Origin of the sequence: Rhodococcus sp. NPDC060086 (genome assembly GCF_042730275.1) — a bacterium.
Classification (GTDB): Bacteria; Actinomycetota; Actinomycetes; order Mycobacteriales; family Mycobacteriaceae; genus Rhodococcus.
In genome coordinates, this window is sequence record NZ_JBHWWZ010000028.1 from 51584 (window position 1) to 67088 (window position 15505).

General features: G+C 66.2%; 12 protein-coding genes and 1 pseudogene. 5 read left to right on the forward strand and 8 right to left on the reverse strand.

Annotated features, from left to right (window positions below; translation table 11 throughout):
- From ACFWB0_RS16310 to ACFWB0_RS16320, 3 genes are read right to left on the reverse strand one after another with little or no spacing between them, the layout of a single operon-like run.
- A complete protein-coding gene (locus ACFWB0_RS16310; protein WP_378491502.1) occupies positions 1 to 1932 on the reverse strand; it encodes a fumarate reductase/succinate dehydrogenase flavoprotein subunit in 1932 nt (643 codons plus the stop codon).
- Between the two features lie 42 nt (positions 1933 to 1974).
- Positions 1975 to 2784, reverse strand: coding sequence for a hypothetical protein (locus ACFWB0_RS16315; RefSeq protein WP_378491503.1), 810 nt, complete (start codon positions 2782 to 2784; stop codon positions 1975 to 1977).
- Positions 2781 to 3068 carry a hypothetical protein gene (locus ACFWB0_RS16320; RefSeq protein ID WP_378491504.1) on the reverse strand — a complete coding sequence of 96 codons (288 nt, stop codon included), beginning with the start codon at positions 3066 to 3068 and terminating at the stop codon, positions 2781 to 2783. The genes ACFWB0_RS16315 and ACFWB0_RS16320 overlap by 4 nt, the downstream gene beginning before the upstream one ends.
- A gap of 121 nt (positions 3069 to 3189) precedes the next feature.
- Here ACFWB0_RS16320 and ACFWB0_RS16325 point away from each other — a divergent pair, with 121 nt between their 5' ends.
- Positions 3190 to 3822 carry a class I SAM-dependent methyltransferase gene (locus tag ACFWB0_RS16325; protein ID WP_378491505.1) on the forward strand — a complete coding sequence of 211 codons (633 nt, stop codon included), beginning with the start codon at positions 3190 to 3192 and terminating at the stop codon, positions 3820 to 3822.
- A gap of 9 nt (positions 3823 to 3831) precedes the next feature.
- Here the strand turns inward: ACFWB0_RS16325 and bioD are convergent, their stop codons facing one another.
- The 3 genes from bioD to ACFWB0_RS16340 all read right to left on the reverse strand — a co-directional run bounded on the left by bioD (position 3832) and on the right by ACFWB0_RS16340 (position 7032).
- Entirely contained in the window at positions 3832 to 4542 is a 711-nt protein-coding gene (bioD, locus tag ACFWB0_RS16330; protein WP_378491506.1) for a dethiobiotin synthase, read from the reverse strand.
- Positions 4539 to 5678, reverse strand: coding sequence for an 8-amino-7-oxononanoate synthase (locus tag ACFWB0_RS16335; protein WP_378491507.1), 1140 nt, complete (start codon positions 5676 to 5678; stop codon positions 4539 to 4541). The genes bioD and ACFWB0_RS16335 overlap by 4 nt, the downstream gene beginning before the upstream one ends.
- Before the next feature lie 79 nt (positions 5679 to 5757).
- On the reverse strand, positions 5758 to 7032 hold the full coding sequence (locus ACFWB0_RS16340; RefSeq protein ID WP_378491519.1) for an adenosylmethionine--8-amino-7-oxononanoate transaminase: 1275 nt from the start codon (positions 7030 to 7032) through the stop codon (positions 5758 to 5760).
- A gap of 148 nt (positions 7033 to 7180) precedes the next feature.
- Between ACFWB0_RS16340 and ACFWB0_RS16345 the strand changes: the two genes are divergently transcribed.
- The 3 genes from ACFWB0_RS16345 to treY are packed head-to-tail and all read left to right on the forward strand — an operon-like array spanning position 7181 to position 13958.
- Positions 7181 to 9247 (forward strand): acyltransferase family protein, encoded by a 2067-nt coding sequence (locus ACFWB0_RS16345; RefSeq protein WP_378491508.1) that lies wholly within the window; start codon positions 7181 to 7183, stop codon positions 9245 to 9247.
- A gap of 53 nt (positions 9248 to 9300) precedes the next feature.
- Positions 9301 to 11595: a glycogen debranching protein GlgX gene (glgX, locus tag ACFWB0_RS16350; RefSeq protein ID WP_378491509.1), complete on the forward strand. Its 2295-nt coding sequence runs from the start codon at positions 9301 to 9303 to the stop codon at positions 11593 to 11595.
- Entirely contained in the window at positions 11592 to 13958 is a 2367-nt protein-coding gene (gene treY, locus ACFWB0_RS16355; protein ID WP_378491510.1) for a malto-oligosyltrehalose synthase, read from the forward strand. Before glgX ends, treY begins: the two co-directional genes overlap by 4 nt.
- Positions 13959 to 13962: 4 nt before the next feature.
- Here treY and ACFWB0_RS16360 read toward each other — a convergent pair whose 3' ends face one another.
- Together ACFWB0_RS16360 and ACFWB0_RS16365 are read right to left on the reverse strand one after the other, a co-directional pair.
- Positions 13963 to 14466, reverse strand: coding sequence for a DUF2029 domain-containing protein (locus ACFWB0_RS16360; protein WP_378491511.1), 504 nt, complete (start codon positions 14464 to 14466; stop codon positions 13963 to 13965).
- The gene (locus ACFWB0_RS16365) at positions 14466 to 14684 is read right to left on the reverse strand and encodes a helix-turn-helix transcriptional regulator (protein WP_378491512.1); all 219 of its coding nucleotides are present in this window, start codon (positions 14682 to 14684) and stop codon (positions 14466 to 14468) included. The genes ACFWB0_RS16360 and ACFWB0_RS16365 overlap by 1 nt, the downstream gene beginning before the upstream one ends.
- Before the next feature lie 363 nt (positions 14685 to 15047).
- On the opposite strand from ACFWB0_RS16365, the pseudogene ACFWB0_RS16370 reads away from it, so the two are divergent.
- Positions 15048 to 15505: pseudogene (locus ACFWB0_RS16370) on the forward strand (amidohydrolase); the annotation flags it as partial.

A 15505-nucleotide genomic window follows, 5' to 3' on the forward strand; every position in this document is an offset into this window, starting at 1 on the left:
TCAGCCCTTCCGTCCCGGATGGTCCGCGAGTTCCTCGTCGGTGTAGTACTTGCCGAGCTCGTCGATGTCGAAGAGTTCGAGCAGGTCCGGGCGCATCGGTTCCTGCAGATGCGCAGTCACCGACACATCGGGAATCACGGGGTCGCCGCCATTCGTGCGGCACGCCAGAAGGGTGCGACGCCACTCCCGCTCCATCGACGGATGGTCATCGCGGGTGTGGCCACCGCGACTCTCGGTGCGCTGCAACGCCGCTTGTGCGACGCATTCGCACACCAGCAGCATGTTGCGCAGGTCGATGGCGAGATGCCAGCCCGGATTGAACTGGCGGTGGCCTTCCACTGCGACGCGGCGGATCCGGGTGCGCAATCTCTGCAGTTCGTCCAGTGCACGCTCGATCTCGTCGGCGCGGCGGATGATGCCCACGAGGTCGTGCATCGACTGTTGCAGTTCGGTGTGCAGGGTGTACGGGTTCTCGACGGGACCGGAATCATCGGGCCCGGTATCGGCCGCGGCGAACGGGGACAACGCGACGCGTGCGGCCGCCGCGACGTCGTCCTCGGCGACTGCCGGACGTGTACTCAGACCCAGCACGTAGTCGGCGGCGCCGAGGCCCGCGCGCCGGCCGAACACCAGCAGGTCCGACAGCGAGTTCCCGCCGAGCCGGTTCGACCCGTGCATCCCGCCGGAGCATTCTCCGGCGGCGAACAGGCCGGGGACCGACGCCGCACCGGTATCGGGGTCGACCTCGATCCCACCCATGACGTAGTGGCAGGTGGGTCCGACCTCCATGGCCTCGGCGGTGATGTCGACGTCGGCGAGTTCTTTGAACTGGTGGTGCATGGACGGTAGTCGCCGCATGATCTCGGCCGCGGGCATCCGGGATGCGATATCGAGGAAGACACCCCCGTGTGGGGTTCCCCTCCCCTCTTTGACCTCGGAGTTGATGGCGCGGGCCACCTCGTCACGCGGGAGCAGGTCGGGGGTGCGGCGATTGTTCTCCTGATCCTCGTACCAGCGGTCGGCTTCCTCCGCCGTTTCGGCGTATTGGCCTTTGAACACCGGTGGGATGTACGAGAACATGAACCGGTCGCCGTCGGTGTTCTTCAGAACCCCGCCGTCGCCTCGCACACCTTCGGTGACGAGGATGCCTTTCACGCTGGGTGGCCAGATCATTCCGGTGGGATGGAATTGGACGAACTCCATGTTGATCAGCGAGGCGCCGGCCCGCAGCGCGAGGGCATGCCCGTCGCCTGTGTACTCCCACGAATTCGACGTCACCTTCCAGGATTTGCCGATACCGCCGGTCGCCACGACGACGGCGGGCGCCTCGAACAGCACGAACCGGCCGGTCTCGCGCCAGTATCCGAATGCCCCGGCGATCCGCCCGTCGGAATCCTTCAGCAGTTCGGTGATCGTGCATTCGGCGAAGACTCTCACCCGTGCCTCGTAGTCGCCGTGTTCGGCGTGGTCCTCCTGCTGCAGCGACACGATCTTCTGCTGCATGGTGCGGATCAGTTCGAGCCCGGTGCGATCACCGACGTGCGCGAGCCGCGGGTAGGTGTGCCCGCCGAAGTTGCGCTGGCTGATGCGCCCGTCGGGCGTGCGGTCGAACAATGCGCCGTAGGTTTCCAGTTCCCACACCCGGTCGGGGGCTTCTTGCGCATGCAGTTCGGCCATTCGCCAGTTGTTGAGGAACTTTCCGCCGCGCATCGTGTCCTGGTAGTGCACCTGCCACGAATCGCGCGGGTTGGCGTTGCCCATCGCGGCGGCGCACCCGCCCTCGGCCATGACGGTGTGGGCCTTGCCGAACAGCGACTTGCAGACGACCGCGACGGAGAGTCCGCGTTGCCTGGCCTCGATGACAGCACGCAGACCTGCTCCACCGGCCCCGATCACCACCACGTCGACCCTGTGCCGTTCGACTTCCGCCATCCGTGACCTCCCCTGTGTCGCTGTGTGTGCCGTGAAAGTTCGTCAGCCGATGAACCGCAGATCCGAGATGGTGCCACTCGCCACGAGCATGATGTAGAAGTCGGTGATCATCAGTGTGCCCAGCGTGATCCACGCGAACTGCATATGCCTCGTGTTGAGCTTCGATACGAATGTCCAGATCCTGTATCGGATCGGGTGTTTCGAGAAATGCTTGAGACGCCCTCCGGTGACGTGCCGGCACGAGTGGCACGAGACTGTGTATCCCCACAGCAGGATCACGTTGATCAGCAGGATCACGTTACCGAGCCCGAACCCGAACCCGCCCGGACTCCGGAACGCCACGATCATGTCGTACGTGTTGATCAGCGAGATGACGACTCCCGCGTAGAAGAAGTACCGATGCAGGTTCTGCAGGATCAGCGGCAGCCGGGTCTCGCCGGTGTAGCGGACGTGCGGTTCGGCCACTGCGCACGCGGCCGGAGCCAGCCAGAACGACCGGTAGTAGGCCTTGCGGTAGTAGTAGCAGGTCAGCCGGAAGCCGAGCAGGAACGGCAGCGACAGGAATGCGAGCGGCATCCACATCGGGAGTTCCCCGACCCAGGTGCCGAAGTGCCGGGCGCCCTCGACACACGATTCGCTCACGCACGGCGAGTAGAACGGCGTCAGATAGTGGTAGTCCTCGACGTAGTAGTCGGAACGAACGAACGAGCGGACTGTGGCGTAGACGATGAAGACCAGCAGTCCGAGGACGGTGAACAGTGGTGTCTGCCACCAACGGTCGGTGCGCAGGGTGCGGGCCGCGATCCGTGCGCGGGTCGCGGACCGCACACCGGCGCCCGCGGGGGCGCTCACCGATCTCCGTGTAGACCGCCGAGGCCCTCGTCGTCGACATCCGACCCGCGGAACAACGATTCGTCGTACGGCTCGTTGGGCACCTGAATGCGTTCACCCGAATGCGCATGGACCTCGACCGGCGGCCTCTCGGCGAGATCGCGCGCGTCGATCTCCAGTCGTTCGAGGTCGTTCGAGAGCCGCTGTACGGCGACAGCGTCGCCGTAGCGCGAACGCAGCGAACCTACGCAGTGCCGCAGATGACCGATGGTGCGTTGCAGATCCTGCATTTCGGTGGTGGACATCCGTACCTCCGGACCCAGCGGTCGGCACGTCGACGCCGGCCGACACGATGTGACACCATTCACAGTACGATAGATCCGCTGTCACCGAGCGTGGTTTCGCACCACCGAGTGGAGGATCCCTGTGGCTCGACCCGACAACGCCCGCATCGCACAGGTTTTCGACACCATGGCACCGCACTACGACAGACAGATCGGATTCGCGGAACGCCGGTTGCTCGGCAACCCGCGTGACTGGGTCGTCGGACACGCGTCGGGCCGCGTCCTCGAGATCGCGGTGGGCACCGGTCTGAATCTTCCGCGTTACGGACCTGCGGTGAGCGCGGTGACCGGGATCGACCTGTCCGAAGGGATGCTTGCACTCGCCCGGCAACGCATCACGGATCACCACCTCACACACTGCGAGGTCCGACGCGGGGATGCCCAAGCACTGGATCTTCCGGACAGCTCGGTCGACACCGTCGTCTCCACTTTGACGTATTGCACGATCCCGGACCCCGCGCGCGCCAGCGCAGAAGCACTCCGGGTGCTCGTACCGGGAGGCCGATTCGTGCTCGCGGAGCATGGGCCCTCCACCAACCGGGCCCTGTCGTGGTTCATGCAGGCGATCGAGCCGTTGACGCTGAAGTTCGAAGCCGACCATCTCGTTCGCAATCCTGTTCCCTACCTCGAGGACGCAGGTTTCGTGATCGACAGAGTTGATCGAACCGGCTTGGGAGGCACCTGTTTCCGGGTCCTCGCACACAAGCCGAGGTGAACGGATTCGTCACGATCGCCGGCGCAGACCGGCGCTCGACACCGGCAGCAGACGGCCGACGAACCATGTCTGCGCCCCTGCGAGGAACTCGGCAGGCGTGAGCGCGCCGCTCCCCTCGGGGATGCGGCCGAGGACCGGTACACCCGCGACATCGGGAAGATCGTCGAGGTTGCAGCACTCCGCGAGATCCGGCTCGGCAGGCCAGGACCCGACGATCACACCTGCACAAGTCACCTTCGCGGCCTGCAGCGCCGCGACGGTGAGCGCCGTGTGGTTGAGAGTGCCGAGGCCGGAGGCCGCCACGATCAGTGTGGGCGCGTTCAACGCGGCTGCGACGTCGGCGAGGGTGAATCCGTGGGCGCCGAGTCGTACGAGCACTCCCCCGGCTCCTTCGACGAGGGTGAGATCATGGGTCGCGGCGAGATCCCGGATCGCGCGGACGACATCGGCGAGATCGAGGAGCGAGCGGCCGCTTCGCCGTGCGGCGGTGTCGGGTGCGAGTGGTTCCGGATAGCGCGCGAGTTCGAGGAGATCGACACGCGATCCGGTGAGCCGGTCGATCTCCTGCAGATCTCCGTCCTCGCCGTCGTCGACGCCGGTCTGGGCCGGTTTGCACACCGCCACGGTTTTTCCCGACGAGAGCGCGAGCGCCGCCAGGGCGGCCGTTGCAACGGTCTTGCCGACGTCGGTCGAGGTGCCTGTCACGCACACGATGCTCACGAACGCGCTCCGGTCAGGACGTCGGTGAGCACTCGATCGATCAACTCGAGGTCGCCCGCTGTGAGGTTCGCGCGCGCGGTCAATCGCAGGCGCGACGTTCCGGCGGGTACCGACGGCGGGCGGAAGCAGCCGACGTGCACGCCGCGGTCGCGGCATTCGCGGGCGGCTCCGGCCGCGACGTGCGGGTCGCCGAGGATGACCGACACGACAGCCGATTCCGGTGTTACAGCGTCTGTCATGGAAGCGAGGTGACGCGCCCGGTCGAGGACGGCGCGCGCACGTTCAGGCTCGGCGCGGAGCACCTTCAGTGCGCCTCGTGCGGCGCCGACGGCGGCGGGCGCGAGACCGGTGTCGAAGATGAAGGTGCGTGCGGTGTCGATGAGGTGTTCCCGCACGCGGGTGTCGGCGAGCACGATGCCGCCCTGCGAAGCAAGGGATTTCGACAGGGTTGCCGTGACGATCACATCCGGCTCGCCGGCGAGGCCCACTTCGTGGACGAGTCCGCGGCCCCCTGCGCCGCGAACGCCGACACCGTGGGCCTCGTCGACGAGCAGTAACGCACCGTGCTCACGGCACACCCTGTGCAGCGCGAGCAGCGGCGCGAGATCTCCTTCCGCGCTGAACACCGAGTCGGTGAGGACCAGTGCGCGCGGTTCGGTGCGGGCGGCGAGGGCGGTGGCCACGGCTTCGACATCGTTGTGCGGAGCCACATGGATGCGCGAACGCGACAGCCGGCACGCATCGACGAGTGAGGCGTGGCAGCCTGCGTCGGACACGACGAGGGTGTCCTTCCCCGCGAGCGCCGTCACCGCACCGAGGTTGGCGGCGTAGCCGCTGGAGAACACCAGGCCGGTGTCGGCGCCGACGAATTCGGCGAGTTCACGCTCGAGGAGCTCGTGTTCGGCAGTGGTGCCGGTGACCAGCCTGGATCCGGTGGCGCCGCCGCCCCAGCGACGCAGCGCCGTAATGGCACCTGCGAGCACCTCGGGGTGGCGGACCAGCCCGAGATAATCGTTGGACGCGAGGTCGACGACCTGCGCCGACGGCGTTCGCGGGAGCAGTTCTCTGTGCAGGCCGGCGCGGCGCCGGGTGTCGGCGGCGGCGTCGAGCCATGCGAGCGCAGCGGATGCAGTCATGATCGGCACCATACTTGAACGCCGTTCAAGTCGTCGAGCGACGATATCGATCGGGCGGTAATTCGGCCGCTACGTGCGGTCAGCTTCCGCTGCGGGCCGCCGCGAGCATGCCCTCGCAGATCCGGGCCACCTCGCCTGCAGTGCACACGTACGGCGGCATCGCGTAGACGAGGTTGCGGAAGGGTCGCAGCCAGACTCCGGCGCCGACTGCCGCATCGGTCGCCGCACGCATGTCGACCGGCTCGGCGAGTTCGAGCACGCCGATGCCCCCGAGCACCCGGACATCGACAACCCCGGGGACGTCCTGCGCAGGCTCGAGGCCGGCCTCGAGGCCCGAGGTGAGTGCGGCGACCTCGCCACGCCAGTCCCGTGAGAGCAACAGTTCCGTCGACGCGACCGCCACCGCGCACGCGAGCGGATTGCCCATGAAGGTCGGGCCGTGCATCACACCGCCGCCTTCACCAGCGCTGATCGTCTCGGCGATCGCCGACGTACACAACACCGCAGCGAGGGTCAGATAGCCACCGGTGAGGGCCTTGCCGACGCACATGACGTCCGGTGATACGCCCGCGTGGTCCGCGGCGAACAGTTCCCCGGTACGACCGAATCCGGTGGCGATCTCGTCGAAGATCAGCAGTAGTCCGTGCTCGTCGCACATGCGGCGCAGTTCCCGCAGGTAGGCGGGATCGTGGAAGCGCATACCGCCGGCACCTTGCACGACAGGTTCGACGATCACCGCGGCGAGCTCGTCGGCGTGCGCGGTGAGGATCGCCTCGAAGGTCTCGACATAGGCCGGGTCGAACCCGGCCGGTGGTGCAGGGGCGAACACCTGCTGCGCGAGCACGTCCGTCCACAGCGAATGCATCCCGCCTTCGGGATCGCACACACTCATCGGGGCGAACGTGTCGCCGTGGTAGCCGCCGCGCCACGTGAGCAGACGGTGTCGCTCCGGCTTCCCGACGGCCCGCTGATACTGCAACGCGATCTTGATCGCGACCTCGACCGACACCGAACCCGAGTCGGCGAGGAACACCTTGTCGAGTCCGACCGGGGTGATCTCGACCAGCAGTTCGGCCAGACGCGCCGCGGGTGCATGTGTCAGCCCTCCGAACATCACATGGCTCATCTTCGACAACTGCTCGGTGACAGCACGGTCGAGTACCGGGTGCCGGTAGCCGTGCACTGCCGCCCACCAGGAGCTCATGCCGTCGATCAACTCGCGGCCGTCGGCCAGCACCAGCCGCGTACCGTGGGCACTGTCGACCACGAGCGGTTCTGTCGACGGAGGGAATGCACCGTACGGATGCCACAAGTGCGCCGCGTCGAGAGAGGAGATTCTGGCAGCGGACGGCATGGTGGAGGACACGCACCGACTGTAAGCGGTTGGTGATCACGGAGCGCCACCCCGTAGTCTGCCTAGGTTCGTGTGAAGCTTCCTCACACGAACAGCTCGACGGATGTCGGCCGCCGAGCCCGAACGCACCAGAGGTACTGCCAGCTCTATGCCCGTCCCTACGTCGCCTCCAGCGGTGAGCACCGCGGTCCCTGCACCGGCACGCCCCGGCCACCGCACCGATCTCGACGGCGTCCGCGGACTCGCAATCGCCCTGGTCGTCGTCTTCCACGTCTGGTTCGGGCGGGTATCCGGCGGCGTCGACGTGTTCCTCGCACTGTCCGGCTTCTTCTTCGTCGGCTCGTTGCTCCGGGTCGCGGAATCGGGCGCGCCCCTCGACCCCCGGCCCGTGCTGAAACGAGTCGGACGCCGACTACTCGCGCCACTCGTTCTGGTTCTCGCGGGCACGACGATCGCCGCACTCATCCTGCTTCCGTTCCCTCAGTGGGATCGGGTCGCAGAACAGACACGCGCATCACTGCTGTTCATGCAGAACTGGGAGCTCGCGCGCACCGCGGCCGATTACCTCGCCGCCGATCCCATGGTCAGTCCTCTGCAACACCTGTGGTCGATCGCGGTACAGGGACAGTTCTATCTCGCGGCACTGATCGTGGTGTTCGCCTCGGCGTGGTTGCTACGTCGGGTGCAGATCCCCGTCCGGGTGCCACTGACCGTACTTCTCGCATTGATCACCGTCGCATCGCTGGCGTATGCATCGTTCTCCACCACGCCGCAATCGTGGCTGTACTACGACAGCGCTGCGCGCGTATGGGAGCTGACGCTCGGTGCGCTCCTGATGTGCGTCTCGCCGTGGCTGCGCGTGCCTCGACCCGCTCGATTCGTTCTGGGTATCGCGGGCCTGGTCGTCCTGTTCACGTGTGGAATCGTGCTCGACGGCGGAGTGCTCTTCCCCGGACCGTGGGCCCTGGTTCCGGTGGGCGCCGCGATGGCCCTGGTCGTGGCGGGAGCCACCCCCACCGGACCCGACACCCCCACGGCGAAATTCCTGTCCTCGGCGCCGTTGATCCGGCTGGGGTCCATCGCGTATGCGCTCTACCTGTGGCACTGGCCCGTACTGATCGGCTATCTGATCCTGCGGGACCGTCCCTCGGTCGGGCTCGTCGGTGGTCTCGTCGTGATCGGCATCTCGCTCGTCCTCGCCGAAGCCACGACCCGGTTCATCGAAACCCCGATCAGACGGTCGGTCCGGGGACGGTGGCGCACCACCGTCGTCGCCGGTCTCGCGCTGACCGGTGTGGCGCTCACCGCGGGCACGACCGGGTGGATCTCCCACGTCGATCGCACGGTGAGACACTTCTCCCATTCGGCCCTGCCGGACGCAGGCCTCTACCCGGGCGCGGCAGCGATCGGACTCCCCGAGATCGAGCAGCGGCCCGTATACCCGCCGCTGCTCGTGGCCGCCGACGACCTTCCGCCCGCCACCATCGACGGCTGCATTGCGCAGCACACCAATCGTGAAGCCTTGACCTGCGTTTACGGCGACCCGACCTCCACCCGCCGCATGGTGCTCGCAGGTGGTTCGCACTCCGAACACTGGCTCGCGGCGCTCGACGCACTCGGCCGGGAGCACGGCTTCCGCATCGACACCTACCTCAAGGTCGGGTGTCCGTTGTCCGATCCCACGGCCGACCTGACCGAGGACTCGCCGACCGTCGAGTGCGACTCCTGGTCGGTGAAGGTCCTCGCCGAACTCGCGGCCTATCCGCCCGACGTGCTGTTCACCACCTCGACCAGGACGAAGGACCCGGGCGAAGGGCCCGGCGATTTCACGCCGTTCTGGTATATCGAGTTGTGGGAGACACTCGCCGACTACGGCATCCCGGTGATCGCGATCCGCGACAATCCGTGGCTCATCGACAACGAAGTCCAATACAACGCCTCGGACTGCCTGGCTTCGGGCGGCACTGCGGAATCATGCGGAGTGGACCGCGCCGCCGCGCTCGACCCGACCGACCCTGCGATTACTGCCGCCGCGCATCTTCCGTCGGTGACCCTGCTGGATCTGACCGATTCGTTGTGCCGACAGGACGTGTGCCGAGTCATCGAGGGCAATGTGCTCGTCTACCGTGACGACGACCACCTCACGACGACATACGTCCGGACGCTGACCCCGGACCTGGGCCGTCAACTCGGCCCCGCGACCGGATGGTGGTGAGCGAACTCGCTCCGGCGAGAGAGCAGCACCCGCTGCCGTTACGCTGAGTATCCATGGAGCCCAGCGAGCGCAGCACACCCCAGGATGCGACGGAGCCGATTCCGGTGTGGCCCGGCCACCCGTATCCGCTGGGCGCCACCTACGACGGCGCCGGAACCAACTTCTCGCTGTTCTCCGAGGTCGCCGAGAAGGTGGAACTGTGCCTGATCGACCGGGACGGAGGCGAGACACGGGTCGCGCTCGACGAGGTCGACGGATACGTGTGGCACGCATACCTTCCGACGGTGTCACCGGGTCAGCGCTACGGATACCGCGTGTACGGCCCGTTCGATCCTGCCGGCGGACACCGGTGCGACCCGAGCAAACTGCTCCTCGACCCCTACGGCAAGGCATTCGACGGCGGTTTCGACGGCGACCCGTCGTTGTACTCGTACCCGCTGCCCGAGCAGGCCCCGGACGGCAACCACCCCGACCCCGAACCCGAACCTGCACCCGAACCCATCGAGGCCAGGGACACATCGATCCGAGCCGAGAATGCTACTCCGTCGGACGAACCCGCGGACGACAGACCGGAGCACGAGGCGATCGGCGAACTCCCCCATCTGGATTCGCTCGGCCACACGATGACCACCGTCGTGATCAATCCGTTCTTCGACTGGGCGACCGACCGGCACCCGCATCGCCCTTACCACGAGACGGTCATCTACGAAGCCCACGTCAAGGGCATGACCGCCACCCACCCCGAGGTTCCCGACTACCTGCGCGGCACCTACGCCGGCCTGGCACACCCGGCGGTCATCGAGCATCTGCTCCTGCTCGGCGTCACCGCAATCGAACTGATGCCGGTACACCAGTTCATGCACGACCAGACCCTGCGCGACCAAGGGCTGAGCAACTACTGGGGGTACAACACCTTCGGGTTCTTCGCCCCGCATTCCGCGTACTCGTCGGCATCGAAACCGAGTGAGGTGGTCGCCGAGTTCAAGGCGATGGTGCGGACCTTCCATGAAGCCGGTATCGAGGTCATTCTCGACGTCGTCTACAACCACACCGCCGAAGGCAACCATCTCGGCCCGACCATCTCGTTCCGCGGCATCGACAACGCCGCCTACTACCGGCTCGTCGAAGACGACAAAGCCCACTACATGGACTACACGGGCACCGGAAACAGTCTCAATGCCCGGAACCCCCACACTCTGCAGCTGATCATGGATTCCCTCCGGTACTGGGTCACCGAAATGCACGTGGACGGATTCCGGTTCGATCTGGCGTCCACGCTGGCCCGCGAGTTGCACGACGTCGACCGTCTGTCCGCATTCTTCGACCTGGTCCAGCAGGATCCGGTGGTGTCGCAGGTCAAGCTCATCGCCGAGCCGTGGGACGTCGGCGAAGGCGGTTACCAGGTCGGGAACTTTCCGGGATTGTGGACCGAGTGGAACGGCAAATACCGCGACACGGTGCGCGACTACTGGCGCGGTGAGCCGGCCACACTGGGTGAGTTCGCGTCGCGGCTGACCGGCTCCTCCGACCTCTACGAGGACACCGGACGGCGACCGAGCGCGTCCATCAACTTCGTCACCGCGCACGACGGGTTCACACTCGCGGATCTCGTGTCGTACAACGAGAAACACAATCACGCGAACGGTGAGGACAATCGCGACGGCGAGTCGCACAATCGCTCGTGGAACTGCGGCGTGGAAGGCCCGACGGACGACCCCGAGATCCTCGTGCTCCGAGCACGCCAGCAGCGCAACATCCTCGCGACGTTGATGTTGTCGCAGGGGACTCCCATGATCGCGCACGGCGACGAGATCGGCCGCACCCAGAACGGCAACAACAACGTCTACTGCCAGGACAACGAATTGTCTTGGGTGGACTGGTCACTCGCCGAAACCAATGCGGACCTGCTCGAATTCACGCGGAACGTCATCGCGCTGCGCACCGAGCATCCGGTGTTCCGGCGTCGCAGATTCTTCGAAGGTCATCCGATCCGCAGCGGCGACCAGTCCCGCGACATCGCCTGGCTGACCCCGGGCGGCGGCGAGATGACACCCGAGGACTGGGACAGCGGATTCGGCAGATCACTGTCGGTGTTCCTCAACGGCGAGGGCATTCCCGAACCGGATCAGCGAGGACAACGAGTCGTCGACGACTCGTTCTTCCTGTGCTTCAACGCCCATGACGAGCCGCTCGACTTCGTCACTCCGGACGGTCCGCACGCTCAGGAATGGACGCCGACGCTCGACACCGACATTGCGGACGGCCGGTGCGACGCGGCGGTGATTGCCGCCGGCTCCGCGGTGACCGTGCAGGCCCGCTCGGTGCTCGTTCTGAGGAAGACGGCGTGACCTCTGCAGCGGACCGGTTCCCGGTGACGGCAACCTACCGGCTGCAGATGCGTCCCGACGCGTTCACCTTCGCCGACGCGGTAGACCTGGTCGACTATCTCGACGAACTCGGCGTCTCGCATCTGTACCTGTCGCCGGTGCTCACCGCAGTGGACGGGTCCACGCACGGATACGACGTGACGGACCCGAGCACGGTGTCGGCCGGGCTCGGTGGACGTTCCGGACTCGAGGCGCTGGCCGACGCCGTGCGCGAACGCGGCATGGGATTGGTCGTCGACATCGTCCCCAACCACGTCGGGGTCGCCGACGCACGTCAGAACCCATGGTGGTGGGACGCTCTCCTCCACGGCCGCAAGTCCGAGTACGCGGATTTCTTCGACTTCGATACCGCCGCCGACAACGGTGCTGACGGAAAATGTGCGTTGCCCGTACTGGCCTCGGGTTCCGACGGGCGCGAACTCACGGTCGACCGATCCGGCGCAGAGCCGATGCTCGCCTACTACGACAAGCGGTTTCCCATCGCACCGGACACCGATGCCGGTACCGCAGCCGATATTCACGAGCGGCAGTCGTACCGGCTGGTGCCGTGGGATTCGGGCCTGATCGGGTACCGGCGGTTCTTCACCGTGAGTGATCTCGCGGCCGTCCGGGTGGAGGATCCTCGCGTGTTCGATGCGGTGCACAGCCAGGTCGCGTCGTGGATCTCGGACGATCTCGTCGACGGTATTCGAGTCGACCACCCCGACGGCCTGGCACGGCCTTCGGAGTATCTCAGTCGTCTGCGCACACTGATCGGGCCTCACCGTTGGCTCGTCGTGGAGAAGATCCTCGCCGAGGATGAACCACTCGACGCGACCCTTCCGGTGGACGGCACCACCGGGTACGACGCCCTCAACGAACTCGCCGCAGTGTTCCTCGACCCTCGCGGGGAGGAAGTGCTCAGTGCGCTCTCGCGCACCTTCACCGGCGCCGACGGTGACGCGGAGTGGCTGCACGCGCAGGAACATCTACTCGGACAGCAGGTACTCGAAACGGGACTCGCACCGGAGGTCCGTCGCCTCGTGCGGGTGATCCTGCAGGCCACCGGCGGCAACACACCGACAAGTCCTGCACTCACCGAGACCGTGCTACACGACGCGGTGGTCGCGGTCGTCACACAGGTACCGGTGTACCGAACCGACTATGCGCCGCTGAGTACGATGCTGCCGCGCATCATCGGCCGGGTGGAACGCAGCGATCCCGAGCTGGCGCCCGCACTCGAGGTACTCGTGCAGGCACTGGCCACAGACTCCGAATCCGCTGCGCGGTTCGGGCAGGTGTGCGGCGCCGCGACCGCGAAGACTGTGGAAGACCTCCTGTTCTATCGCGCTGCACGCCTGATCTCCCTGCAGGAAGTGGGTGGGAACCCCGGACGGTTCGGTCTCACTCCGAGCGAGTTCCACCTCTCGTGGGCACAGCGCGCACGCTCGTGGCCACAGGCGATGACGACGTTGTCCACGCACGACACCAAGCGGAGCGAAGACGTCCGCGCACGCATCGGAGTGCTCTCGCAGGTACCGCATGTGTGGGCCGACTGCGTGACGGAATGGGAATCCGCGGCGCCGAGCCCAGACCCCGCGATCGGTGCTTTCCTCTGGCAGACGCTATTCGGAGCTTGGCCCGTCGACGGTGTCGTGACCGACGTGCTCCGAACGCGACTGCAGAACTACATCCGAAAGGCACTGCGGGAAAACGGCACCCGGACCGCCTGGACCGAAGTCGACGAAGAGTTCGAAAATGCCGTCCTGACCTGGCTCGACACCGTGTGCGACGGCCCATGCGGCGCAGGGATGTCCGAGTTCGTCGCAGGTCTCGAACCGCACTTCACGTCGGATGCGCTGGGCCAGAAGCTTCTCCAGCTTCTCGGACCCGGTATCCCGGATGTTTATCAGGGCACCGAACTGTGGGACGACTCGCTGGTCGACCCCGACAACCGCCGGCTCGTCGACTACGCCGAGCGTCGACGCCTGCTGGGCGCAGACGACGTGCCTGCGAAGTTCGCGGTCGTTCGTGCCGCGCTGCAATTACGACGGGAGCGGCCGGCCAGTTTCGTCGGTGGCGTCTACGTGCCGCTGCGCGCCACCGGACCCGCGGCACACCATGTGCTCGCGTACGGCCGTGGTCCGGGGGTCGACGAAGTCGATGTGGTGGCGGCCGCCTCGCGACACACCGTCTCACTCGGCGCGGACGGATGGGGCGATACAGTGCTCGCTCTGCCGCCGGGCGAGTGGATCGACCGGCTGACCCGGCGACAATTTACGGGTCGAGTCCGCCTCGGCGACTTGGTTGACGAGCTTCCGGTCGCTGTGCTGAGCCGGCTCTGATCGACTAGAGGTCCGCCTGGTCGCGAGCGTCTTCCTCCTCACGGCGACGGCGTTCACGGCGTCGGTACCACGCGATGACGGCGGCGGCGGCGCCGCCGCCGACCAGCCCCCCGACGATCCGGCCCGCCCACGTCGCCGGATCCTGATCGAGCGGGGTCGACAACTGCGCGTAGATTCCGACGATCCCGGCGAGATAGACGAGGCACGCCATGACCACCCGTGGACGCCAGGTCTTCACGCTGGCGTAGATGTCGACGTCGCAGGCGCGCGCGTACATGATCACCGCCATCGAGGTCACGAACCACACCGCGAGAACGCCTATCGCAATCTGTGCACCGATCCGGCCTGCGACCCAGGGAAGCAGTGCCCCACCGCCGAGGGCGGCCCACTGTGCCAGTTGGAATCCCACCGCCGAGGCCTCGTTCCACACGTCACGCTGACGTTCATCGTGGTAGAACTCGTCGTCCAGGTCGCCGATGGTGCGGGCAGCTTTCATGAACACGGCCATCACGGCCCCTCCTCGGTCAGTGGAAACAGTTCTTCGACGGTGGTGCCGAGAGTCCGCGCGAGACGTAACGCGAGGTAGACGCTGGGCGCGTAGTCACCCTTCTCCGTCGACACGATGCTCTGTCGACTGACTCCCACCTGCGCGCCGAGCTCGGCCTGCGTGATCCGCGACTTCTTGCGAAACTCACGGACCCGGTTTTCCCTCGGCGTACCCGTCACACCGAAAAGACAAGCATCCTTGACATCCAATGTCAAGAACACTTGTCTTTTCTCCGCCGGTCGTACTTGATGCCGCGCGACGACATTCCCAGCCGGACCGACGGCCGCGACGAGTTCGTCCGATCTTGCAGAGGGGCCTTGACGAGATTAGTATTCTCGTAATTAAGAAAGGAGATTCTCGCCACACTCGGTAGCGCACCATGTTCGGTCCACTCGCCGATCGAGTGGACCCATCGTCCGCATCCGTGGCGCGACTCCAGGACCCGCCGAACGCATCCCATCGAAGTTCTCAGCACCGCCCGAATTCCGCCCGGCCCCGCGCTACCGGGACGCCTCGTCTCGCAAGCGCACGAGAGGATCTCAATGAACATCGACGACATGGTGATGGTCAGCATCGACGACCACGTAGTGGAACCCCGCGACATCTTCGAAAAACACTTCCCGAAGAGCCTCATGGACCACGCCCCGACACTGACCGCCCACCCCCGCAACCCCGACGTCGAAGCATGGCTGTTCCAAGGCTCCGTCGTCGGCAGCTCCGGACTCAACGCCGTCGTCTCCTGGCCCAAGAAAGAATGGGGCATGGACCCCACCGGCTACGCCGAAATGCGACCCGGTGTCTACGACATGGACCAACGCGTCCGCGACATGGACGCCAACGGCACCCTCGCCGCCACCCTGTTCGCCACCTTCCCCGGCTTCGCAGGCACCCACCTCGCCACCCTCCCCGACAAGAAGCTCTCACTCGCAGCATTGAAAGCCTTCAACGACTGGGTCGTCGGCGAAGTCCCCGACACCCACCCCGGACGCTTCATCCCCCT

What these genes read in the sequence shown, in the direction of transcription:
- ACFWB0_RS16345 (WP_378491508.1), top strand. Translation starts at nt 7,181, where the DNA reads ATGCCCGTCCCTACGTCGCCTCCAGCGGTGAGCACCGCGGTCCCTGCA.
- ACFWB0_RS16335 (WP_378491507.1), bottom strand. Translation starts at nt 5,678, where the DNA reads ATGACTGCATCCGCTGCGCTCGCATGGCTCGACGCCGCCGCCGACACC.
- ACFWB0_RS16340 (WP_378491519.1), bottom strand. Translation starts at nt 7,032, where the DNA reads ATGCCGTCCGCTGCCAGAATCTCCTCTCTCGACGCGGCGCACTTGTGG.
- ACFWB0_RS16360 (WP_378491511.1), bottom strand. Translation starts at nt 14,466, where the DNA reads ATGGCCGTGTTCATGAAAGCTGCCCGCACCATCGGCGACCTGGACGAC.
- ACFWB0_RS16310 (WP_378491502.1), bottom strand. Translation starts at nt 1,932, where the DNA reads ATGGCGGAAGTCGAACGGCACAGGGTCGACGTGGTGGTGATCGGGGCC.
- glgX (WP_378491509.1), top strand. Translation starts at nt 9,301, where the DNA reads ATGGAGCCCAGCGAGCGCAGCACACCCCAGGATGCGACGGAGCCGATT.
- ACFWB0_RS16320 (WP_378491504.1), bottom strand. Translation starts at nt 3,068, where the DNA reads ATGTCCACCACCGAAATGCAGGATCTGCAACGCACCATCGGTCATCTG.